The 24951-nt window shown below is 55.1% G+C and carries 17 protein-coding genes; 6 read left to right on the top strand and 11 right to left on the bottom strand.

Going from position 1 to position 24951, the window contains the following annotated elements:
• Positions 1 to 82: 82 nt before the first annotated feature.
• Positions 83 to 3685: an AsmA family protein gene (locus tag WA429_RS17775; RefSeq protein WP_287466223.1), complete on the bottom strand. Its 3603-nt coding sequence runs from the start codon at positions 3683 to 3685 to the stop codon at positions 83 to 85.
• Between the two features lie 463 nt (positions 3686 to 4148).
• Here WA429_RS17775 and WA429_RS17780 point away from each other — a divergent pair, with 463 nt between their 5' ends.
• A complete protein-coding gene (locus tag WA429_RS17780; protein WP_068519550.1) occupies positions 4149 to 4985 on the top strand; it encodes a DUF2189 domain-containing protein in 837 nt (278 codons plus the stop codon).
• 294 nt (positions 4986 to 5279) lie between these two features.
• Positions 5280 to 6368, top strand: a complete 1089-nt coding sequence (locus tag WA429_RS17785) for a lipid A deacylase LpxR family protein (protein WP_068519549.1) — start codon at positions 5280 to 5282, stop codon at positions 6366 to 6368.
• A gap of 58 nt (positions 6369 to 6426) precedes the next feature.
• Here the strand turns inward: WA429_RS17785 and WA429_RS17790 are convergent, their stop codons facing one another.
• A complete protein-coding gene (locus WA429_RS17790) occupies positions 6427 to 7830 on the bottom strand; it encodes an FAD-linked oxidase C-terminal domain-containing protein (RefSeq protein WP_068519548.1) in 1404 nt (467 codons plus the stop codon).
• Positions 7831 to 8056: 226 nt separating this feature from the next.
• Positions 8057 to 8764 (bottom strand): TIGR00266 family protein, encoded by a 708-nt coding sequence (locus WA429_RS17795; RefSeq protein ID WP_101245915.1) that lies wholly within the window; start codon positions 8762 to 8764, stop codon positions 8057 to 8059.
• Positions 8765 to 8934: 170 nt separating this feature from the next.
• On the opposite strand from WA429_RS17795, the gene WA429_RS17800 reads away from it, so the two are divergent.
• The 4 genes from WA429_RS17800 (at position 8935) to WA429_RS17815 (ending at position 12563) form a co-directional block, all read left to right on the top strand.
• Positions 8935 to 10386 (top strand): branched-chain amino acid ABC transporter permease, encoded by a 1452-nt coding sequence (locus WA429_RS17800; RefSeq protein ID WP_287466222.1) that lies wholly within the window; start codon positions 8935 to 8937, stop codon positions 10384 to 10386.
• Between the two features lie 71 nt (positions 10387 to 10457).
• On the top strand, positions 10458 to 11459 hold the full coding sequence (locus WA429_RS17805) for a sensor domain-containing diguanylate cyclase (protein ID WP_287466221.1): 1002 nt from the start codon (positions 10458 to 10460) through the stop codon (positions 11457 to 11459).
• A 146-nt stretch (positions 11460 to 11605) separates the two neighbouring features.
• A complete protein-coding gene (locus tag WA429_RS17810; protein ID WP_068519546.1) occupies positions 11606 to 12082 on the top strand; it encodes a GNAT family N-acetyltransferase in 477 nt (158 codons plus the stop codon).
• Positions 12083 to 12305: 223 nt separating this feature from the next.
• Complete coding sequence (locus WA429_RS17815) at positions 12306 to 12563, top strand: YjhX family toxin (protein WP_250282401.1); 258 nt, start codon at positions 12306 to 12308, stop codon at positions 12561 to 12563.
• A 33-nt stretch (positions 12564 to 12596) separates the two neighbouring features.
• Here WA429_RS17815 and WA429_RS17820 read toward each other — a convergent pair whose 3' ends face one another.
• From WA429_RS17820 to WA429_RS17855, 8 genes are all read right to left on the bottom strand, one after another.
• Entirely contained in the window at positions 12597 to 12950 is a 354-nt protein-coding gene (locus tag WA429_RS17820; protein WP_287466220.1) for a VOC family protein, read from the bottom strand.
• A 24-nt stretch (positions 12951 to 12974) separates the two neighbouring features.
• The gene (locus WA429_RS17825) at positions 12975 to 14651 is read right to left on the bottom strand and encodes an FMN-binding glutamate synthase family protein (RefSeq protein ID WP_287466219.1); all 1677 of its coding nucleotides are present in this window, start codon (positions 14649 to 14651) and stop codon (positions 12975 to 12977) included.
• Between the two features lie 306 nt (positions 14652 to 14957).
• Positions 14958 to 18599: a hydantoinase B/oxoprolinase family protein gene (locus tag WA429_RS17830; RefSeq protein WP_114113721.1), complete on the bottom strand. Its 3642-nt coding sequence runs from the start codon at positions 18597 to 18599 to the stop codon at positions 14958 to 14960.
• A gap of 68 nt (positions 18600 to 18667) precedes the next feature.
• A complete protein-coding gene (locus tag WA429_RS17835; protein ID WP_287466218.1) occupies positions 18668 to 19969 on the bottom strand; it encodes a TRAP transporter large permease in 1302 nt (433 codons plus the stop codon).
• Between the two features lie 9 nt (positions 19970 to 19978).
• Positions 19979 to 20491 (bottom strand): TRAP transporter small permease, encoded by a 513-nt coding sequence (locus WA429_RS17840; protein WP_068519540.1) that lies wholly within the window; start codon positions 20489 to 20491, stop codon positions 19979 to 19981.
• Positions 20492 to 20624: 133 nt separating this feature from the next.
• Positions 20625 to 21599 (bottom strand): TRAP transporter substrate-binding protein, encoded by a 975-nt coding sequence (locus WA429_RS17845; protein ID WP_068519539.1) that lies wholly within the window; start codon positions 21597 to 21599, stop codon positions 20625 to 20627.
• Between the two features lie 459 nt (positions 21600 to 22058).
• Positions 22059 to 22568, bottom strand: a complete 510-nt coding sequence (locus WA429_RS17850; RefSeq protein ID WP_068519538.1) for a winged helix DNA-binding protein — start codon at positions 22566 to 22568, stop codon at positions 22059 to 22061.
• A 136-nt stretch (positions 22569 to 22704) separates the two neighbouring features.
• Positions 22705 to 24666 carry a methyl-accepting chemotaxis protein gene (locus WA429_RS17855; protein ID WP_114113719.1) on the bottom strand — a complete coding sequence of 654 codons (1962 nt, stop codon included), beginning with the start codon at positions 24664 to 24666 and terminating at the stop codon, positions 22705 to 22707.
• Positions 24667 to 24951: the final 285 nt, after the last annotated feature.

A 24951-nucleotide genomic window follows, 5' to 3' on the forward strand; every position in this document is an offset into this window, starting at 1 on the left:
CATACGAACAACCGTCTGAGGACAAACGAAAAACGGCCCCGCAATGCAGGGCCGTTTTCTGTGTAATCACAATGCCGGACGCCTAGCGACCAAACTGATTCAAAAGCCCTTTCAAAAGGCCCTTTGCAGCATCTTCGGGTGAATTGCCACCCGATCCGGTATCACTGTTGCCAGAGCTGCTTCCGCCAAGTGCCTTATCAAGGATGTTATCAAGAACCTTGACCGCAACCTTGTCCATGCGTCCGGTAATGACCGGATCATCGATCTTGCCTTTGGCATAAACGCTAAACGGCGGCAGTTCTTCGATCTTCTTGGAAAAATCGAAATCTGCGGTCGTATCCATCACCCATTTCGGAAGATCAAGCGTCGCATCGGCATCCGCCGTCCCGACACGCGAAAGCGCTTCGACACGGGTGGTCTTGGCAATGCCCTTGGTGATGGTGATGTCACCTTCAAGCGATTGCAGCAGATCGTTGTTACCAACCCCTTCGACGACCATTGCCTGTGGCCCCTGACGCAGCAGGGCTTCGATATTCAGTTTCGGATCACTCGACCGTTTTGACGCATTGCTGAACCGGACTTCGGTCAAAACCAGATTGGCCGTGCCGTTCAGGGCCGAAACCAGACGGCGTGACGTATTGCCCGATGCCGTAACATCGAATTTAAGGTTCGCACCGCCAATAATCGTATCATTGGCCACCTTGATCGGCGTCAGCCTTTCGATCCGCGCACCATCAAGATCCCCCTTAAGGGCAAGCTGCGGCACATCCGTATTACGTGCATCAAACGTCCCGTTGATGGCAAGATCACCATCCCCCAACAATCCCTTGAAGTTCGAGATCGTCAGAAGTCCCTGAACCAGGGTTGCCTTCAGATCCGGATTCACAAGGCTGTGAGTATCGAAATCAAGCTGATCAAGCGCAATGGCGATGTCGGCATCAATCGATCGCAATGCCGATACGTCAATGACAGTATCATCCCAAGGCGTACCATCACGGGCATCAACCCGTGTTGCGGTCATGCTTGCCGGAAGATTGAACGCGGCCTTGCGCGGACCACTGCCAATACCGGGCATAAGACCCGCGCGCTTTTGTGCTGGCAGGAACGGATCGACGACCAGTTTGCCACCAGAAAGTGCGACAGTCAGTTTTGGCTGTGCCTGGCTGCCATCAAAGGTCACCTTACCCGCGGTTTCGAACGCACCAAGCACAAGCTTCAGATCATCAAGCGTAACATTTTGCGCATTGCCCTTGACCGTGCTGGAAACGGCCAGTCGGCCAAGATTGCCTGATGGCGTATAGGTCGGCGCAACAAGATCAAGCGCGCGGTTCAGACTGGATGCCTGCACCGCCAGTTTGCCATCCAGTCCCGGATTGGCACCCAGCATCTGTGACACCACACCATCAAGTGCCACCTGCATAAGCGGGTTGGACACATCAAGTTTAAGGGTCGGACCGGTAATCGGACCATTCAGGCCAAGATTTGCCTGAATGCTTTTATAGCTGCTTGCCGGCGCCGGAAGCGTAATGCCCGTAAGCTTGACAAGCGGTTCCAGTGTCTTTGCGGTTACCCGGACAGACAGATTTTCAAAAGCCGGGATGTCGGCACTGCCATTAAAGGTACCCTTTGCCGATGCACTCAGCCCTGCGGCATCTGAAACGGCAAAATTGCCAAGGGTGATATCGCGCCCCTTGATGCTGCCATCAATCATGATGCCGCGCACCGCAACACCCGACGAAATGATTTCATCGGCAGCCAGCCGGTAATTTGCCGCCAGCCCATCAAGTGGCGCCAATGCGTCCTTGATGACCTTGACCATGTCTTCCTTGGCCGCGGTCGCGTTTGAAACACCATTCGCAGTCCCGCCGGTGGCGGACGTTCCGGTTGCGGTGCCATTACCCGCGCTGCCCGACGTCGTTGCGGATGCATCGCCGCCGGTCTGGGCGGTTGCGACATACTGATCAAGATTGATCCGGTCGAGCTTCAAGCCGATGCCAAGTGCCGGCAGCCCCGACCCGCCAAGATTGGCAACAACCGCACCACGAATGGCGGTGTCATCAATCCGAAGATCAAGATCGGAAATGTTCAACTGATCGGGCGTTCCCTTGATCCCGCCAGTCAGTGAGAACCGGCGCAGCCTGTCTGCACGAACACCGTCAACATCAACACCCAGCCAACGGATCACCGCCCGGATATTTTCCGATGCCATTTCATAGCTCAGCGCCGCAGACAGCTTGGGCTTTTCACCGGAAATGCTGCCGAACACGGCAAAGTCGGTCCCGCCCGGAAGGCCGGCTGAAACCTCGTTCAGGGTGATCTTGCTGTTGGCAATCGCGGCATTGACCCGCGCATTGTGAACCGGGGTCTGATTGTAAATAAGGGTTTCGACTTCAAAATCGATCGCGGCGGTCAGGTCAGCCGGAATGATCGGCGCATTTGCACTGTCACCCTTTTTAACCGAGCTTTGCGACGGGATGGATTGTGCGCTGCCATCGGTTGCACCGTCATTGCCCGTAATTGCCGATCCGGCCGCATCTGTCGATGATGAACCCGATGCAGCCCCGGCCCCGTCGCCCATATCTGCCAGAACCAGAATGCTATCAAGGTCAAGCTGGTTGAACCGCAATGCGACATCGGCACGCATGCTGGGTTCCTGATCAATGGCAATGGCGCCCGAACCACGGGTCTCGCCAAAGCGGATCGACAGATCATTTAACGTGACCGACTTTGCATTCGCGGTGATGTGACCACCAAGATCAAGCGGCTTTGCCGCAATATCGGGGATTTCTGCACCATCACCGGCGATACGCAGGGCCGCTTCGCGAAGGTCCTTGAAATCACCGTCAATCTGACCATCAAAGCCGGGATTGTCGGTTGAAAGATCGACACGTCCGGCAACGGTGACACCACCGTCAACCTTGTCGATGCCGACTTTCAGGCTGATCGGGAATGGCGCAACCTGACTGATCTGACCGACATTAAAGCCAAATGTCAGCGGGATACCGCGATAGAAAACGTACCCTTCCCCTTCGAGCGGGCCATTCAGACTGTCGGCCGACACACCAACCGTCAGACCCTCGATACGTTCGACCGAACCCGGGGTGCGGTAAATGATGGTGGCATTTTCGATTTCAAGACGATCGATCTTGATCGTGCTTGCAAAATCACTGCCGGATGCGGTTTCGTCAGTCGCGGTTGTGGCACTGCCGCCATTTTCCTCGTTGGCTGCCGGGGTCTGGGGTTCAGTTTGCGGAACTGTTATCGTGCCTGCATCCGGTCCGGAACGCGGCGCGGCTGCCGGATCAAAGACCAGATTGTTCGTACCGTTATCAAATGTCTCGATTGCGATGACCGGATCAATCAGGCTGACTTCAGTAACCTGGATATTGCCGGTCAGAAGCGGCATCAGGGCAACCGAAACCCGTGCCTCTTCAATCGAAACCATGTCGGCATCCTGTGCGCCGGGCAAATTGCCCAAGGTCACCTGACTTGCCGAAAGCGACGGCGACGGGATCAGCGACATCGACAGGTCGCCCGTCAGAACAAGCTCCCTGCCCGTCGCATCCCGGACGGCCTGGGTGATCTGTGCCTTGTAGCCATTCCAGTCAATCAGGGACGGAATGATCAGCAATGCGGCTACAAGCACCACTACTAACGCACCGATTACGGCAAGGATCTTTTTCAACAGTCAGGCTCCGCTCGCTCGCAAGGTCACACTGCCTTTTGGCCGTGACCCTCAATGGTTTGATTTTCAGTCCAAAATCATAGGGCTCGTGACATCTGTCGCAACAGAAAATGGCGAGAGAATGTTGCATTCATTACACGACATGGTGCGCGATCTTGCGGGATGCATTTTTCCACCGCCTTATCGCCCCGGCCCATAACATGTGAGCAGCCCCCGGACACGGGTCAAGCATCGCGCAGAAATCGCACAATTTTTAACAAATAAAAACAAGCATCGAACAGGCCGTAACCAAACCATAAATTCCAGTTTCGAAACACATTTCGAGCCAAATACATAGTTTAAAATCAATTGGATACTGGAAATCGCCGATTAAAATGATACATTTTAGAAAACAATAAATTCAATCCTGACTTTCATTCAAATCGAAAGATCATCGCGCTTTTCCGCGACAGGGAGGATGAAAATGACCGATACAACAATTCAAACGCCAGAAAACACGGTCGACAACGGACTGCACGGTATTACGATCCGGACCATCACAACCGATCAGTCGGGCAAATGGCTTCAGGCCGGCTGGCGGGACTTCAAACAGACACCGGCGATTGGCCTGACCTATGGTGCGCTTTGCGTCCTGGCTGGGTGGCTCGTGATCCTGAGCATCTTTCGAACCGGACAGCCTTATCTGACACTGCCGCTGGCTGCGGGCTTCATGCTTTTGGCACCGCTTGTCGCCGTGGGCCTTTACGAAACCAGCCGCCGCCTTGAGATGGGCGAAAATGTTACCATCTGGCACAGCCTGAACGGTTTTCGCCGCAACCCCGGACAGATCGGGGCGATCGGTGTTGTTCTGATGCTGTTCTTCCTGGCATGGACGCGGATTGCGATGTTGCTGTTCGCGCTGTTTTACAACGGAACCATGCCGTCACTTGATGCCCTGATCTGGGAAACATTCTTTTCGCGCGATGCGATTACATTCCTGATTACCGGTTCCATCCTTGGCGGTGCGCTGGCGATCATTGTTTTTGCCATTTCGGTGGTCTCGATCCCGCTTCTGGTTGATCGCGATGTTGATGTGATTACCGCTGTCATCATCAGTGTGAATGCATTTCGCAAAAACTGGAAAGTTCTGATCGGCTGGGCTGCGGTGATTGCCATTCTTGCCGCCTGTGGCATGGTCGTCTTCATGTTCGGACTGGCGATCATGATGCCGTTGCTTGGCTATTCAAGCTGGCATGCCTATCGCGGGATCATTGACACCAGTCACGCCGATGTCGCGCGCCTGCGTCGACAGGTGCCGTAACCAGCCCAACAGGCCAGACCATCCTCCAAACGCCGCCACACTGGCGGCGTTTTTGTGCCCAAAGCCGAAATTGTGATAAACAGATCACATCATTGCGGGAACAATCATGGCATCGTATTGTTTCACGGTTACAATAGATTGGCCCGGCTTTCTGTAATCGGGCCCCGCATCCGGACAGCACTTACAAACCCGCCACAAATTGTCCAAATTCTGTGGTCATAGGGTCAGGACCAATTAATATCCGAACTTTCACATGTTTCCCTGCAACCATCTGCGTTCATGAGATAATTCATTATGTATCAGGCCCCGGCAGTTCGTCATCTTGTCGTACTTTCAGCGTCACTGATTGCCTTAGTCGCCGGGATGGGAACCCTGCATGCCCAGACCAATACGGCAGACGGGCCGCAATCAACGCGTACGCCGGATGAAAAATGGGGTGTGTCGCTTTCGGTTGAAAACGACCTTTTCACACCGACCAACAGTGATCAGCATTACACCAACGGTGTGCGACTGGCCTTTGTTTCGCCAGAAGACAGTGCGCCCGCGGCCTTTTTGAACGTTGCCAAACAGGTGCCGTTTTTCGCATCCGAAGGCCGCATTCGCACCAGCTATTCGCTGGGCCAGACGATGTATACCCCCGATGACATAACCATCGCCGAACACCAGCCCGATGATCGCCCCTGGGCCGGGATGCTGTATGGGACGGCGGGGCTTCTGTCTGATACCGGACTGAAATCCGATGACGGCGAAAGCAACTATTCGCGCATCGACACACTTGAACTGACACTGGGCGTTGTCGGCCCGGCGTCTCTTGCCGACAAAACGCAGGATTTCGTGCATAAACTGATCGACAGCCCACGCCCGGAAGGCTGGGACAACCAGATCAAGAATGAACCGATCATTGGCCTGACCTATGAACGGAAATATCGCAGCTGGTTTGAAGCCGATGTCTCCGGCATCGAGTTTGATGCCACACCGCACGGGGCTGTGACCCTTGGCAACGCGTTCACCAATGCCGAAATCGGGACGATGTTCCGCATGGGCTTTGACCTGCCTGCCGATTACGGCCCGCCGCGCATTCGCCCAAGCCTTCCCGGTTCGGACTTCTTTGTCCCGGATACAGAAGGCTTCCCGGTCAGCGGATATCTTTTTGCGGGCTTTGCCGGCCGCTATGTGGTGCGCGACATCACCCTTGATGGCAATACCTTTGCCGACAGTGCCTCGGTCGACAAGGAACCGCTGGTCGGGGACCTTCAGATCGGTTTTGCGATGATCATCGGCCAGGCGCGCCTGACCTACACCCATGTCTATCGCACCCCGGAATTCACCGCCCAAAGCGGTGCTGATCAGTTCGGATCGATTTCACTGTCATTCCGCTTCTGACCAAAAACGGGGCCCAAGGGCCCCGTTTTGCAACACTTTTCCAAATTGTATGATGATATCAAAGCCCGGGGATCAGCTTGCCCGGATTCATCAGACCTTTGGGATCAATGGCCGCTTTGATGGCGCGCATCATGGCGATCGTATCTTCGCCATGTTCGGCAACCATGAAGTCGAGCTTACCATAACCGATGCCATGTTCCCCCGTGCAGGTCCCGCCAAGCTTCAGGGCACGTTCCACCATGCGCTTGTGCAGGCGGTTGGCTTCTTCCATCTGTGCCGGATCTTCCGGATCGAGCAGGATCAACGTGTGGAAGTTGCCATCGCCGACATGACCGATGATGGTGCAGGTAAGCGGGCTGGCATCGCAATCGGCACGGGTTTCGGTGATGGCTTCGGCCAGTTTTGAAATCGGCACACACACATCGGTCGGCATGCCGGCCTTGCCCGGTTCCAGCTGAAGCGACGCGTAATAAGCCTTGTGGCGTGCGGCCCACAGCTTGTTTCGATCTTCCTGGCGGGTTGCCCACTGGAATTCCTCGGCACCGTATTCTTCGGCAACGGACTGAACAAACTCGGCCTGTTCCTTCACACCGGCTTCGGTGCCATGGAATTCAAAGAACAGGGTCGGGGCTTCTTTGTGATCAAGCTTGGAATAGTTGTTAACCGCGCGGACCTGCAATTCATCAAGGAACTCGATCCGGGCAACCGGAATACCAGCCTGAATGGTCAGGATCACGGTATCAACCGCGGCCTCGACCGTCGGGAAGGCGCAGACAGCAGCCGACATGGCTTCCGGGATGCCATAAAGCTTCAATCCGATTTCCGTGATCACACCAAGCGTGCCCTCGGACCCGACAAACAGACGGGTCAGGTCATAACCGGCCGATGATTTGCGGGCGCGATTGGCAGTCTTGATGATCTTGCCTTCCGGGGTCACGACCGTCAGGCTCAGCACATTGTCGCGCATGGTACCATAACGCACCGCATTGGTGCCCGATGCGCGGGTTGCAGTCATGCCGCCGATCGATGCATTCGCACCCGGATCAATCGGGAAAAACAGACCGGTATCGCGCAAGTGATCATTAAGCTGTTCGCGGGTTACACCGGCCTGAACGCGGCAATCAAGATCCTCGTTATTGACCTCAAGGATCGCGTCCATCCGCGATACATCAATGCAAATCCCGCCACGCAATGCCGCAACATGCCCTTCAAGCGATGAACCCGTACCAAACGGAACAATCGGGACATTGTGGGCAACACACAGCTTGACGACTTCGGCAACTTCTTCGGTCGAGGTTGCAAAAACCACCGCATCGGGCGGCGATGCTTCGTGCCAGCTTTCATCCTTACCATGCTGTTCAAGCACAGCCTGCGCAGTTGACAGCCGATCGCCCAGCATCTCGCGCAGGGCGCTGATCAGGCTTTCCGGGGTTTCGATGCGTTCATATTGGCGATCTGACATGATTTTGCTCTTTGGTCTTTTCAATCCTGGTGGCGGTCGCAAACCGGACCAGAATGATGTGGGGTCTGATCCGGATTACGCGATAAGGGCTGACACCTTACGCCGAGATGATCGAAATTGGTAATACCTTTTGACCGGTTTGGCAAAAATTCAAACCCGATAAATCTGTCGCGCCCGTCAAAACATGCGGGCACGACATATCCGTCATGATGCCGACAAGCCCGTCTTAGCCCTTGTTGCGATCCTGCGGCAGGGCCGCGGCAATGCGATCGGCAAGGCGCGAGAATGGCAGACTTTGCAGCCAGACCGTACCCGGACCTTCAAGGGTCGTGACAAACAGCCCCTCGCCGCCAAACAGCGCATTGGTAAAACCGCCAACAAACTTGATCGAATAATCAATGGATGGCGTCATTGCGACCAACGCGCCGGTATCCACGCGCAAGGTCTGACCTGCTTGCAAATCCTTGCGGATGATCGTGCCCCCGGCATGCATGAAGGCCATGCCATCACCGCTGAGGCGCTGAAGGATGAAACCTTCACCACCAAACAGGCCCGCACCGATCTTTTTGGAAAAGGCGATATCAATATCGATCCCGGCCGCAGCACACAGGAACGCATCCTTCTGACAGATGATTTCACCACCAAGTTCCGCCAGATCAAGTGCCACCACCTTGCCCGGATAGGGGGCTGCAAAGGCAACATGCCCCTTGCCCGATCCTTCATGGACAAAGCTTGTGATAAAGAAACCTTCACCGGTCAGCATGCGCTTGAACCCGGAAAACAGGCCCCCGCCCGTCCCGGTCTGCATGGCAATGCCATCGCCCATATACATCATGGCACCGGCTTCGGCCCGGACACCCTCGCCCGGATCCAGTTCGATTTCGACCAACTGCATTTCTTCGCCATGGATCGTATAGTCGATCACGTCTGCCATGCGGGCGTCTCCTTGTATGAAATCATCAATCTGTTTGGCGCAAGTCTGGAACCTGTTGATCCTGATCGCAAGAAAAAGGGGCAACAATCCGGCAAGAGATGGCATCGTTTTCTTGTAAAAACCTGAAAATCAAGCAGGATATGTCATCACGAACTCTGCCGGGGAATTGCGTGTATCATCGGTTCCGGGCTTTCAGATGCTGGCGTTTCATCCTGCTGATGCCATTTCTGGCGATCGGCCTTGGCGCTTGTCAGCCCGACGATCCCTGGCAATTCAACATCTGCCGCATTGCCCTGCCCGGCATTGAAGACGAAGCACCCAAAATCCGGCTTCTGACCCGATTTGACGAAATCACCGATCAGACGCGCATCACCCTGCACTATCAGATCATACCGGACAATGCCCAAACGGCTCCAGCCCAGGGCCCATCACCATCGGCCATATCGTCCCTGCCGGTCCATCAGATGAGCTGTCTGTTTTCACATGCGGACAAACCCAACAGTCCCGGCACTCTGATCGGGATCGAAACCAGCCGGTTCGGACCGGTTTCCCCGACCCATCTTTCGATCCTGAACCGGTTCTGGCTTGATCGTGTCGGCAGGCAGGCGCTTGATCGGTATGAAAACCCTGATCAGCACGGTCTGACGCCCGATGTCCCCGAAGTTTCCCGCGATCTGGCCTATGGGCTGCAACTTGGTATCAATGGCCTGTCGCGCGGGGCGATTTACGGATTGCTCGCGCTGTCTTTCACGCTGATTTACGGGTTGATCGGACGGATCAATCTGGCCTTTGGCGAAATCGTCATGACGGCAGCCCTGTCAACGGTGATTGGCGGTTTGCTGTTATCATCGCTTGCCGGCTGGAACCTTTTTCTGATCGTGATCGGGGCAAGCGCGATGGCGGTCTTTGTCGGTTCCGGACTAAGCCATCTTACTTGGCGCAATGTCTTCGGGCCGCTCGGACGCAAGGCCGCGGGTGGCCGGGCCGTGATCGTGGCATCGCTTGGATGTGTTTTGTTCATTCAGGAGTTTGTCCGGCTTGTCATATCGGCCCGCAATTTCAATCTGCCGCCGCTGTGGCAATATTCGTTTCCGGTCCTGCGCAGCGATCAGTTCGTTGTGCGCATGCTTGGATTTGACGTTCTGTCGATCGGCATGGCCGTTGCGGTTGGTGGCGTCCTGATCTGGATGATGGCAAATACCCGGTTCGGGCGCCGATGGCGCGCAATCAGCCAGGATCGCATTGCTGCTGGTCTGTGCGGCATATCGTTGCAACGCATCGAACAGCAATCATTTGTTCTGGCTGGATTTTTATGCGGCATTACCGGTGCTGTAATGGCGTTGCGTTATGGCGTGATTAACTTTCATTCCGGTACACTTTTCGGGTTCAAGGCACTGGTCGCGGCCATTCTTGGTGGCATCGGGCAGATGCGCGGGGCCTGGTTGGGCGGATTTGTCATCGGCCTGACAGAGGCATACTGGTCCGGATATTTCGGCGGCGCCTATCGCGATGTCGCGGTATTCGGGTTGCTTGCCGCCATTCTGGTCCTGCGGCCCGGCGGGCTTTTGGGCGTAAATGATGGAAAAGACAGCTTGTTCTCGCCGCGCGCGGGACAAATATAAAAATCAAAGGCCCGGGACAGAACCGCTTATCGGTTTCAATGGTCAGGCAGAAAGACACGAAGGCGGTTAGAATGGCGACCCACCACAAACTTGAATGGATCTCACAGGATGAGGCCATACAGGCCTCGCTTGCGAAATGGCAACGCGTTGTCGATGTGATGACACGGCTTCTTGGTGCGACATCCGGTTATGTTGTCGAATATAACAAGGACCAAGGATACCGGGCGGCTGTAACCAGCCAGAATGCGGAAAACCCGCATCGCGACATTTCCGGCAAGGCCGAACCACTTGATTCCAACATTTACTGTCGACGCGTCATTCAGGAAAAAACGCCCTTTTATGAACCAGATGCCCGCGGAAAATCCGAATGGGCCGACAATCCCGAACTGACTGATGACGGTTATGTCTCCTATTTCGGCACGCCGCTTCTGTGGCCGAATGGTGAGGTTTTTGGCACCCTGTGCGTGTTTGATCGCCAACCAACCAGCTATGAGGATTCCCTTCAGACACTGCTTGATGTTTTTCGCGATCTGATCGAGGCCGACTTGCGCCTGTATGAACAGTTCGAAGTCATGCGCGAAATGTCGATGACAGATCCGCTGACCGGGCTGAATAACCGCGCCGGATTTGAAATGCTTGCCCATCAGAAAATCCGCATCGCCAAACGCTATCACCATCATATCGGGGTCATTTTCTTTGATCTCGACAATATGAAGCGCTGGAATGACGATTATGGCCATGCCGCCGGGGATGCCGCCCTTCGTGCGGTTGGCAAGGCGATCACCGACAGCATCCGCGAGGTTGATATTTGCGGGCGCGTCGGCGGTGACGAATTTGCCGTGCTTGGCTATGTCCGGAACCGGGGGGATCTTACGACCATCATCACCCGTGTGCGCAACGCGCTTGCGAATATCAAACTCAACATCCCCAACGCCAAAGCACCGATCCGCGAGACACCCGAAATCAGTTCGGGCGCGTCTGTTTTCTTTGAACCAATTAACCAAAATTTCGAAGAAATGATGGCAGTTGCCGATCTTGAAATGTATCGCGACAAGAAAAACCGCCAGAAATAGGGACTTTGGCGTTTTCACCGGTTTCAGGTCGGTTAAAAAATCATTGCAACAAGCGTGATCCATTAACCACATGGTATGGATTTTGGCTCAGACTGCGTGACGGGTTGCAAACCCGAAAAATAGAATAACGCACACGAGCTTACAAAATGCAGATCCGCAAAGGCACTGCCGACGATCTTCCTTTCATTCGCGACCTGACCAAGCGCGCGACGGACTCAACCTATTTCATCGAAGGCATGGGCGATGCCGCAACCAATCTGGTTGCCCGCTATGTCGAACAGTCGACCAGTGTTTTTGAAAATGCCCTTGGCAGTGATAACCACACTGTCTATGTCGCGACCAAAGACGACATTCTTCTGGGCTATGTCATCGCCATCCATAACAGCCCGGAAATCGACTGGATCATGGTTGATCCGGCATCACATGGCAGCGGTGCGGGCAAGGCACTGATGATGGCGGCCCTTGATGCCCTGTCGGAAAAGGGTGCACGCAGCAATGTCCGCCTTAAGGTCGTTGCCCATAATGAACGCGCCAAGGCGTTTTACCGCAAGTTCGGCTTCCTCGTGACCGGCCCGGTACCGGACCGCGAAGTCCCGACCGTGGAAATGCAGCGCGCCGCTTGACGAAACGCCGCCAGATTGGCAATTTGGCGGCGAACCTTATTCGGAGCTTTTATGTCAGAGTCCCGGCACAGCCGCTGATCGCGGTTTGACAGCCTGACCTTTCCAGACCGCTGATCAGCAGATCGGATCGCCTGCCCGCCAATAAAACGGGTGCGCGTGGCCGGTATTGTTGTGCCCGCCCCGATCGGAAACCGTTTTCCCAACTGGTTTTCGGACTCTGACAGTGAATATTTCAAAGAATGAACAGCGCGTGCTGCATGCACTTGCGCAAGGTGGCCTGATCAAGGTGATCAAGGACGACCACAACCGCATCCTCGAAGCAGACTGCATTACCCGTGACGGCTGGTTTCTGACCGCCTGCACGATCGAGGTGTTCAAGAAACTGCGCAAACGCCGCTTTATCCGGTCCCGCGCCGGTGCGCCTTATCGCATCACCCGTGAAGGATTGGTTGCGGTTCGTGCCGAACTGTTTCAACGCTAACAACAAAGCCCGGCCGATTTGGCCGGGCTTTTCCTATTTATGCATGACGATATTGATCAGTTTGCCAAACGGGTCGCGGACGTAAAACCGCCTGACACCCCATGGCTCATCCGCCGGGCCATATTCGATGGCAATCCCGGCATCGGCCATTCTGCCAAGGATTTCGTCAAGGTTATCGACCTCGATCGACATGTCGGGCACCGGGGTTCCCGATCCGCCTTCGGTGGCGAAATTGACCTGCGCCGTCATGGTTTGCCCCGCCACGGCAAAGGTCCTGATCCAGCCATGATCCATCATGGTATCAAGGCCAAGGATGTCCTCGTAAAACGCGACAGCCTTGGCGATGTCATCCACCGCAAAATTTGCAACGATACGTTTAACGGCCATGGTGCAAGCGGCTCCTGATATCGTCTATTGCGCGGCCTTTTCGCCGGCAATGGCCTTGGCGCGCTTATAGGGACCAAACGGGATTTCCTTGGGCGCGAAGGTATCGGCCGATGCGCGGCCCCAGCGCGAATGCCATTCATGAAGTTCCTCGATCTCCTTATCTGCCAGAAGGAAACCTTCGGGCAGGTACGGATAGGCTTCGTTGCCATCAATGAATTCATTGTCCTTCTGGCGGACCATGAAGTGATAGGGCATGAAATTGCGCGGATCGGTCAGGCCAGCTGCACCGGTGATTTCGGCCAGCGCATGCATGGTATTTTTATGGAACCGTGCCACGCGTTCACTTTTATCACCCGGTTCCAAAGCGCGTTGACGGATTTTATCCTGTGTCGCGATGCCGACCGGGCAGCAGTTGGTGTGACAGCTTTGGGCCTGAATACAGCCAAGGGCAAACATGAAACCGCGCGCGGCATTGCACCAGTCCGCCCCAAGTGCCAGGGTTCGTGCAATATCAAAGGCCGAGATGATCTTGCCCGCGGCCCCGATCTTGATCTGATCACGCAGCCCCGCCCCGCGCAGTGCATTGTGAACGAAAGTAAGGCCTTCCTGCATCGGCATGCCGACACGGTTGGCAAATTCGACCGGGGCGGCACCGGTGCCACCTTCCTTGCCATCGACCACGATGAAGTCGGGCGTGATCCCGGTTTCAAGCATTGCCTTGATGATCGACATGAATTCGCGACGATGGCCAATACACAACTTGAACCCGACCGGCTTGCCGCCGGAAAGATCACGCAAGCGACCAATGAATTCCATCAGGCCGATCGGTGTTGAAAAGGCACTGTGGGCCGAAGGCGATACACAATCCTGTCCCATCGGAATGCCACGGGCATCGGCAATTTCCCTGGTGATTTTGGCGGCGGGCAACATGCCGCCATGACCGGGTTTTGCGCCTTGGCTGAGTTTCAACTCGATCATTTTGACTTGCGGGTCGGCGGCGGTTTCGGCGAATTTTTCCTCGGAAAATGTGCCGTCTTCATTGCGTGCCCCGAAATAGCCCGACGCCACCTGATAAATCAGATCGCCACCACCTTCGCGGTGATAGCGCGAAATGCTGCCTTCGCCGGTATCATGGGCAAAGCCGCCCTTTTTCGCCCCCTTGTTCAGCGCCAGGATCGCATTGCCCGAAAGCGCGCCAAAGCTCATGGCCGAGATATTATACAAGCTGCAATCATAGGGTTGCTTGCAATGTGGCCCGCCAACCCGAACCCGGAAATTGGTATCGGTGATGTGTTTTGGCGCCACCGAATGCGTGATCCAGGAATAACCCGATTTATAGACATCCTCGATCGTACCAAACGGGCGTTTGTCTTCGACACCCTTGGCGCGCTGATAGACAAGGCCGCGGGCCTGACGGCTGAACGGGATTTCGTCCTGATCGCTTTCCAGAAGATACTGGCGGATTTCAGGACGGAAGCTTTCAAGGATGAAGCGGATATGCGCACTGATCGGATAGTTGCGCAGGATGGAATGCTTGGTCTGATGAAGATCATGAATGCCGACCAGAAGCAACAGACCGAACACCACCGCCGGCACCCAGAACCAGCTATCGATCACGCCGGCACAAATCACGGAAATGACGGTCAGAAGCGCAACGCTTGTAATGACGAAATAGCGCTGGTTCAAAATAAAGAATTTCACGGTGCTCTCATCCTGTCTGTTCAGGTCGACCTGATGGATCGCGATTGCAGCCTGTGCGGGCAAGCTATGGCAACCCGATCCTTGAGTGAAGCCTATGGCAATGTCGTTGATTTTTAATGAAGTGTCCCCTCATGCATGTAGGGACGATATTGCCAACATCAAGAAAAAGCCGCCCGTGAGGAAACTCAGGGGCGGCAGGAAGTTCAACAGGGAGGCCGGGGTTAAAACCCCGGACCAGAAACACCGAAGGTTTGGGGGAAAACCGGTGTTTCTGGTCAAACCGGAAGATGGGGTTGGCAAGAACCCTTAGGCCTTGCCGTAACCACCACCGCCCGGGGTTTCGATGATGAAGACATCACCCGGATGCATTTCTGCCCCGTCGGTGCCTTTCAGCTCGATCACGGTACCGTCGACACGTTCGATGGCGTTGCGACCAAGTTTGCCCGGTTCGCCACCGGCAACGGCCTGGTTGGGCACGCGACGGTGGTTGGACAGGATCGATGCGGTCATGTCTTCGAGGAAGCGGACACGACGGGTCGTGCCATCGCCGCCCTTGAACTTGCCGTTACCACCCGACCCTTTGCGGATTTCAAAGCTTTCGAGCATGACCGGGAAGCGCCATTCAAGGACTTCCGGATCGGTCAGGCGCGAATTGGTCATATGGGTGTGAACACCGCTGGTGCCGTCAAAATCAGGACCGGCACCCGAACCGCCACAGATGGTTTCATAATACTGATGCGTATCATTGCCCCAGGTGAAGTTGTTCATGGTCCCTTGTGCACCCGACATGACGCCAAGGGCGGCATAAAGGGTATCGGTGACATGCTGGGACGTTTCAACGTTACCGGCAACAACGGCGGCCGGATAACGCGGATTGAGCATCGATCCTTCGGGCACGATCAGATTGACCGGCTTCAGGCACCCGGCATTGAGCGGAATGTCATCATCAACAAGGGTTCTGAAGACATAAAGAACCGCTGCACGGGTCACAGCCGACGGGGCGTTGAAGTTGTTATCAAGCTGATCGGACGTGCCGGTGAAATCAACCGTCGCCGAACGGGTTTCCTTATGGATGGTGACCTTGGCCTTAACGACCGCACCATTGTCCATTTCATAGGAGAACTCGCCATCCTTGAGAACATCAATCACGCGACGAACGCTTTCTTCGGCATTGTCCTGAACATGGCCCATATAGGCATGAACAACATCAAGGCCAAAGTGATCGACCATCTTGCGCAGTTCTTGCACGCCTTTTTCGTTAGCCGCGATCTGTGCGCGCAGATCGGCGATGTTCTGATACGGGTTACGGGCCGGGTATTTTGCCCCTTCGAGAAGGGCGGTCAGGCCGGCTTCGTCAAATTTGCCCTGATCAACCAGTTTGAAGTTGTCGATCAGAACGCCTTCTTCTTCGAGAATGCGTGAATTCGGCGCCATCGACCCCGGCGTAATCCCGCCAACATCGGCATGGTGACCACGCGATGCGACATAGAACAGGATGTCTTTGCCATCATCGCCAAAGACCGGTGTGATCAGGGTGATGTCCGGCAAATGCGTCCCGCCGTTATACGGGTCGTTCAGCATATAGACATCGCCCGGCTTCATGGTGCCGACATTGTTACGCATAACAGCCTGAACCGACTCACCCATCGATCCAAGATGGACCGGCATATGCGGTGCGTTGGCGATCAGTTGGCCTTCCTGATCAAACAGGGCGCACGAGAAGTCCAGACGTTCCTTGATATTCACCGAGTACGAGGTGTTGGCAAGGGTAACGCCCATCTGTTCGGCAATATTCATGAACAGGTTATTGAAGACTTCCAGCATCACCGGATCGGCCTGGGTGCCGATGGCTTCAGACCGTTTCATGGCAACCACACGGGTCAGAACCAGATGGTCACGGCCATTGACCTTGGCTTCCCAGCCCGGATCAATCACGGTGGTACCAACCGGCTCCACAATCACAGCCGGGCCGCGCACGGTCGCACCCGGTTTCAGGTCTTCACGTTTGTAGAACGGGGTATCTTCTGTTTTGCCATCAAACACCACCGGACGGGTCGCAAGGGCTGTGATCGCCACATTGTCGTTGGTTGCTTCGGCTTCGGCATCCGGAAGGCTTTGGGTTTCACCGATGGCCTCAACCGCGACAGCTTCGACGACCAGCGGCTTCTCGTCCATGACAAAGCCATAGCGCTGCTTGTGCTGTTCTTCGAACTGGGCCTTGATGCTATCGACATCACCGAAATCAACGATCAGCGGGGTGTCGGTGCCGTCATAGCGCAGATGCAGCTTTTTAAGCATGGTGATCTTGGCATCGCCAATACCCTGTTCATGCAGTTCGGCACGGGCATCAACGGCCAACGCATCAAGCTGTTCATCCAGACCGGAAAGCGCATCAGAGGCAAGCTTCGCCTCGACCGCCTGTTCGCGCATCGCACGAATATCGGCAAGACCCATACCATAAGCCGACAGGACACCGGCGAACGGATGGACAAATACCTTGGTCATGCCAAGGGTATCGGCCACCTGGCAGGCATGCTGCCCACCGGCACCGCCAAAGCATTGCAGGATATAATCCGTTACGTCATAGCCGCGCTGAACCGAAATCTGTTTGATCGCGTTTGCCATGTTTTCAACGGCAATACGCAGGAAGCCTTCGGCGACTTCTTCGGGTGTTCTGACCTGACCGGTGCTTTCCTTGATCTTGGCGGCCATGGCTTCGAAACCGCTGCGTACCGCATCGGCATCAAGCGGCTCGTTGCCTTCGGGGCCAAAGACATTGGGGAAGAAGTCCGGCTGAACCTTGCCCAGCATGACATTGATATCGGTCACCGCAAGCGGACCGCCACGGCGATAGGCCGCCGGGCCCGGATTTGCACCGGCACTGTCAGGGCCAACACGGAAACGTGCGCCATCGAAATGCAGGATCGAACCGCCACCGGCCGCAACCGTGTGGATTTTCATCATCGGCGCACGCATGCGCACACCGGCGACCTGGGTTTCGAAATCGCGTTCATATTCGCCGTCATAATGCGAAACGTCGGTCGACGTGCCGCCCATATCGAAACCGATGACCTGTTTGAAGCCATCCATTTCAGCAGTACGGACCATGCCGACAACACCGCCCGCCGGACCGGACAGGATTGCGTCCTTGCCCTGGAATTTGGCGGCATCGGTCAGGCCACCGTTGGACTGCATGAACATCAGTTTCACGCCGCCCAGTTCGGATGCCACCTGATCGACATAACGACGCAGGATCGGCGACAGATAGGCATCAACAACCGTGGTGTCACCACGCGATACCAGCTTCATCAGCGGGCTGACTTCGTGACTGACCGAAACCTGGGTAAAGCCGACTTCACGGGCGATTTCAGCCGCCGCATTTTCATGGGCGGTGTAACGATACCCATGCATGAAGACGATTGCACAGGCACGAATGCCGGAATCAAACGCCGCCTGAAGGTCCTTGCGCAGATTGTCGCGATCAAGCGGGGTCAGTTCCGTCCCCTGCGCGTCGAAACGACCATCGGCCTCGATCACGCTTTCATAAAGGGTTTCGGGCAATTTGATATTGCGATCAAACAGACGCGGGCGGTTCTGATAGGCAAGACGCAGCGCATCGCGGAAGCCCTTGGTGGTGACCAGAACCGTGCGGTCGCCTTTACGTTCAAGAAGGGCGTTGGTCGCAACCGTAGTGCCCATTTTGACGGCTTCGATTTTCTCGGCCGGGATTTTCTCGCCAGCGGGGACTTCAAGCAGTTCACGAATGCCCTGAATGGCGGCATCGCGATAACGTTCCGGGTTTTCCGAAAGCAGCTTGTGAGTGACAAGCGATCCGTCCGGCTTACGCGCCACGATGTCGGTAAAGGTACCGCCGCGATCGATCCAGAACTGCCATTTCGGCTGTCCCGATGTCTGCGAAGCGGGGGAATTTTGGTCGTGAGAAGCCATGATGCTTACTCCTTGGGCATCTGTAGTCATAAAATTCTGTGCGAACGATCAGATCTTCAAAAGGCCGGTCAGCCATTCATTTGCTGGGGCAGCCATGTTGCGATTTCCGGGAATACGGTAATCAGCAAAACAGCAAGCAACAGCAGGAAGAAGAACGGCAAAGCAGCCAGTGCAATGGCAAACAGGTTCTTGCCTGTCAGGCCTTGCAAAACGAACAGGTTGAAACCCACGGGCGGGGTGATCTGCGACATTTCGACCACCAGCACCACATAGATACCAAACCACAACAAATCGATCCCGGCAGCCTGAACCATCGGCAGGATGACCGAGGTGGTCAGAACCACCACCGAAATCCCGTCAAGGAAGCAACCAAGAACAATGAAGAACACGGTGAGTGCCGCCAAAAGCGCATAGGGCGACAGATCCATCTGCGCAATCCAGGCCGCAAGTTCACGCGGGATCCCGGTAAAGCCCATGGCAACGGTCAGAACAGCCGCACCTGCCAGGATAAAGCAGATCATGCAGGATGTGCGGGTCGCCCCCATGATCCCGTCAATCAGGCTTTCCTTGGTCAAGGAACCGCTTAGTCGCGACAGGATCAGCGCACCGACAACACCGAATGCCGCGGCTTCGGTCGGGGTGGCAACACCGCCATAGATCGACCCGATCACAGCCGAGATCAGGGCAATCACCGGGATCAGGCGACCTGAAGCGCGGACTTTTTCGCCAAACGGAATGCTTGGTTCTGCCGGGGGCATTTTGTCCTTGTTCATCGTGGCCCAGATGCCAACGAAGCTCATGAACAAAATGATCAGCATGACACCGGGCAAAACACCGGCAATGAACAGACGCGCAATCGACAGTTCGGCAGACACGCCATAGACAATCAGAATGATCGATGGCGGGATCAAAAGCCCAAGCGTCCCCGACCCGGCCAGCGTGCCAAGGATCAGCTTGTCGGCATAGCCCTGCTTGCGCAATTCGGGGATCGACATGCGCCCGATGGTCGCAGCGGTCGCCGCAGACGATCCCGACACCGCAGCAAAGATGCCACAGCCCAGAACATTCACATGCAACAAACGACCCGGGAGTTTATTGAGCCAAGGTGCAAGACCGGTAAACATGTCTTCTGACAGGCGCGACCGGAACAGGATTTCCCCCATCCAGATAAACAGCGGCAGCGGGGCCAGCGACCATGTCGCCAGGCTTGACCAGGCAGTCGTTGCGATGATCGGGCCGGTCTGGGCACTGGTAAAGAAATCAAGTGCGAAAACGCCGATGGCAAACAGTGACAGGGCAACCCACAATCCTGCCCCAAGGAACAGGAACAACAACCCCATCAGGATCAGGCCAATTTCAAGTACTTCCACGACCGTCCCCTATTCGTTCAATTCGTTTGCTTCGCCAGCAGCGAAGGCAGCCTGACGACCGGCAACGGTATCAACCAGTGCTTCGATCATGCCGATGGTAAAGACGATCAGGCCAAAGGCCATTGCGGCCTGTGGGATCCAAAGCGGAAAGGCAAGAACACCGGGCGACGTATCGCCATAGGAAAAGCTTTCTTCGGCAAGAACCGCCATCCACCAGGCGAAATATCCGCCAAGGAAAGTTGCCGCCAGAAGCGTGATGCTTTCGATCACGCGGCGCAGCCCGCCCTGAAGATGGGACAATATGATCATGACCCGGATATGGGTCCCGGCGCGCAGTGCCGGACCAAGTGCCAGGAACGTTCCCGCCGCCAAACAGAAACCGGCCAGCTCGTTCGCGTCATGCACCGCAATTCCAACCAGACGGCCAAGCGATTGCGCCAGAATAAGAAGTGCGATCGCGACCATAAAAACTGCGGCCAGCCCGGCACTGAACTTGAATAAGTAATTTAGTGATCTGCGCACAGCAGTCCCCTTTCCGCCCGCGATGTCGCGATGCTGATTGATTGTTCCCTAAGAACAGTAACATCAAATTGTGGGGTTTGTCCGGGACCGGACAGAGGACGACGTCTGCCCGATCCCGAAAGACGAAAGAACCTTAGTTCTTGAAGGCGTCGATGATGGCAGCACCTTCATCGCCGGTTTTTTCAAGCCACTCGGAAACCATGGTTTCACCGGCTTTGGCCAGACCGGCCTTCAGTTCATCGCTCGGCGCAGCAACGTTCATGCCGTTGTCAGCCAGAACTTTTTTCTTCTCGTCAGCTTCGGCCATGCTCATTTCCCAACCGCGGGTCTCGGCTTTGGCAGCAGCGTCAAGAACGGCTTTCTGGGTTTCAGCCGGCAGACGGTCGAACGACTTTGCATTCACGACGACCATGTTTTTCGGAAGCCATGCCTGAACGTCATAGAAGTTCGAAACGAAGTCCCATGCCTTGGAGTTGGCACCGGTCGACGGCGAGGTGATCATTGCTTCAACAATACCGGTTGCAAATGCAGTCGGGATTTCCGGAACTTCAACCTGGGTGGCAACCATGCCGGTCAGATCGGCAAGCTGCGAAGTGGTCGAGTTGTAAGCGCGGAATTTAACACCTTCGAGGTCTTCGACCTTGTTCACCGGGTTTGCGGTATAAAGACCCTGTGCCGGCCACGGAACAGCATAGAGAACTTTAAGGCCGTCTTTTTCCAGTGCGGCTTCGATACCGGCGCGCGAGACTTCCCAAAGCTTTTTCGCATCGTCATAGGACGTTGCAAGGAACGGGATCGCATCAACGGTGTAGATCGGGTTTTCGTTGGCCAGCAGCGAAATCAGGGTTTCGCCGATCGGAACCAGACCGCGCTGAACCGAACGCTTGATGTCTGCATGTTTGAAAAGCGAACCACCGGAATGAACGGTGATGGTCAGTTCACCACCCGACGCGTCATTCACGTCCTTGGCAAATTCGATAATATTCTGGGTGTGGAAGGTCGCATCCGGGTACGGCGTTGCCATATCCCATTTTTCTGCAGCAGCCGCCAAACCGGCCGACATGGTGATGGCAGCAACAGCAACCGTCGAAAGTGCTTTTTTCAGCATTGATAAGTCTCCCTGTGTGTTGAGGCGTGGAGTCAGGATAGCAGAGACTCCAAATTAATCACCCGACATCTTGATCACATTTTACTGACAAATTGTCAATGTAATTTCATAACTACCATGCAAAATCTGCAAAGCCCGGCCTTTGCCCGACCCCACATCTGCGGTCAAACCATTGGAAAACATGCACCTCCGCCGAACAACACCATATTTTAGGCCACGTGAAAAACGGATCCGGACAGATCAAACAAAGACAGGCGGCGTCCCCGTGGGGACCACCGCCTGCTGGATTCCATTGATCAAAAGCATGTTGATCAGACACACACTGATCAGAAACACATTAGTCAGAAACACATTAGTCAGAAACACATTAGTCAGAAACACATTAGTCAGAAACACATTGGCCGGAAGCACTGGAGCAACATGCATTCGCGCATGCACGCCCCGATCTGCGTTTCCGGATTACATCGCACTTGCCGCGCGCGATGCCTGATCATAGACACCGGAAATAGCGCGGAGCGTCTTGGCAACATCGCCGACTTCCTGACTATTCACACCAAGGCGCTGGAACGTTTCGACAAGACAGGCTTCGCGGACTTCGCGGTATTTTTCACACATGGCGCGCCCGTCGGCAGTCGTACCGTAATGGACTTCCTTGCCGCGCTTCACACCTTCGACAAGGCCAAGCTTGCGAAGCTTTTTAAGCGAGTAATTCACAAGATGGCTGTCTTCGACATTCAGCACAAAGCACACTTCCGAAAGGCTTTTTTCGCGTTCGCGCGAATTGACATTGTGCAGAACAAGAATGTCGAGAACCGATACATCCGGCATCCCGGCCGCGCGCATGCATCGAACCATCCAGCGGTTGAATGCGTTGCCTGAAAGGATCAGCGCGAATTCAAGCTCCGAGAGTTCTGCGGCGCGTTCCGATACAAGATGCGACGATGAAACAATACGTGGTTTATCAGCCATCCGACATTTCCTGCTTTCGTATCTATACTGTTATTGCGGTCTATTTCTGTAAAACGCCACAAGTTTGTCGGGATTTTATCGCAATAAAAGCAGCCGGGTAAAGACCCGGCTGCTGTTTGTTATCGACATTTCGTCATTAAAGTGAGCGCATCCGTTCCAGGAAACCGTCAATCTGGGCCCGAAGGTCCCCGCTTTGACGGCCAAGATTGTCCGCTGAATGATGGACTTCGGTTGCGGCACTGTTGGTTTCACCAACAGCAGCAGACACACCTTGCATCGCCGATGAAATTTCCTCGGTCCCGGCGGCTGCCTGTTCGACATTTTGCGAAATCTCGCTGGTGGCGACGGTTTGCTGTTCCACCGCAGCGGCGACGGCGGCAGCCCGTTCACTGATTTCGGCAATCATGGTCACGATTTCATCAATCGCACTGACAGCAATGCCGGTTGCCTGCTGGATATCATTGATCTGGATGGTGATATCCTCGGTCGCCTTGGCGGTCTGGTTGGCGAGGTTTTTGACCTCGCTTGCGACCACGGCAAAGCCTTTGCCGGCGTCACCGGCACGGGCAGCCTCAATCGTGGCGTTAAGGGCCAACAGATTGGTCTGACCGGCAATATCACTGATCAACCCGATGACTTCGCCAATCTTGATAGCGGAATCATTCAGCCCCTGGATATTGTCATTGGTTGACCGAGCCCGTTCGGTCGCCGATTGGGCCATGGACGATGTTTCGGTCACCTGACCGGAAATCTCGTTAATGGATGCGGCAAGTTCGGTCGCAGCCGTTGCCACAAGCTGCACATTTGATGACGCCTCTTCTGCGCCGGATGAAACGGCCATCGACTGGTCGGCGGCTGTGTCTGCACTGCTGCGCAGAACGTTTGACACCTGATGAAGCTGTTTGACAGCAACAGCAACGTCGGCCATCACGGCGACAACTGCCTGATCGAATTCCTGAATATACTGTTCCTGGGTTTCCATGCGTTTGCGGCGGCGCTCGTCATCGGCTTTTTGGGCCGCTTCAAGTTTGACACGCTCAATCCCGTTTTCACGGAAAATCAGAACCGCACGACCCATTTCACCAATTTCATCGGCACGATTGACCTCGTTGATATCAACGTCAAAGTCATTTTCAGCCAGACGGGTCATCTTGTTGGTCAATCCGCCGATCGCACGGACAATCGCGCGCGACAACAAAACAGAAAGCCCCAGAAGCGCAATCACCCCGATCACATACATCGCAACCGTGATGGTCAGGCTGGTTTTGGCGATCTGTTCAGCTTTTTGTTTTTCCAGTGCGGCGGTTTCCGCAATGGATGCGCTAAGCGCTTCAAGCACCGGTTCGGCCTGTGCGTAATAATCCGACAACAATCCCAGTTCGGCATTTCGTTGCAGGATCTTTCCTGCCAGCGCCTTGAAGTCCGCAACATAGGAATTCATCAACTTTGTGATATTGGCCTTTTCCGCAGCCGGAATGTCGGATGCCGCCAGTGCCGGTCCGAATTCGGCCAAACGCTGATCAATACGATCGACATATTTTTCATCGATACGGGCCAGGAAGTCTTTTTCATGGCGACGCATCATCAACATGATGACGGTCAGATTGTCTGCCTTGTATTTCGCAAGCGCTTCTTCGACATTGTGGACCGAACCACGCAAACGGCCCAAAAGGCCGCCTTCTTCGTCCAGACCGATTTCACGTTGCAGAGCAACGATGGTCGCGAATTCCGCAGCATAGTTTGCAAAGGCTTCCTTGATCTGCGCGATTTCAGCAGCAGATTCCGCCAGTTCCGGATCTGCTTCAAGCGTTGCCAGCCCCGAACTTACACGTTCGACGACTTCGGCATGCTGGGTGACGTATTTTTCATCGAGCCTTAGAAGAAAGTCCTTTTCACGCCGACGGGCATGCAAGAAATCGCGCGATATTTCATCGGCAATCAAACGATCGTCAAATGCTTCCTGTGCTGCCATTTGCGCTGACTGGCGCTGTTGGTCGGCAACGAACTGTACCGCTGCAACAACCACAAAGATCACAAGCGCCACCGCCCCGATCAGCGAAATCTGATAAAGAAGCTTCATGCGTGAAAGGAAATTCATCTAAACCCCCAAGCCTTACCGGACCTGTCCAAAAGTGTGAGACGCGACATGACAGGCACAAGCCAACCTACAACGGCACTGCACAAACATCCGGTCGCCCCAAACCTTTTAGGTTGGGATGCGGTGGCTGGTTTATCAGAAGGCAATTGTTACAGTTTTGTGACAAGTACCCGTTTTCGACACCGATGTCAGCGCGTTGACGCGAAACGAAATTCGCATCCGTGCTCGCATGCGCGATACCGAAATACATTTGCACCGCCCACAAACAAAACAAGGGGGAAGACG

The organism is Thalassospira sp. CH_XMU1420-2 (genome assembly GCF_037029325.1).
Classification (GTDB): Bacteria; Pseudomonadota; Alphaproteobacteria; order Rhodospirillales; family Thalassospiraceae; genus Thalassospira; species Thalassospira povalilytica.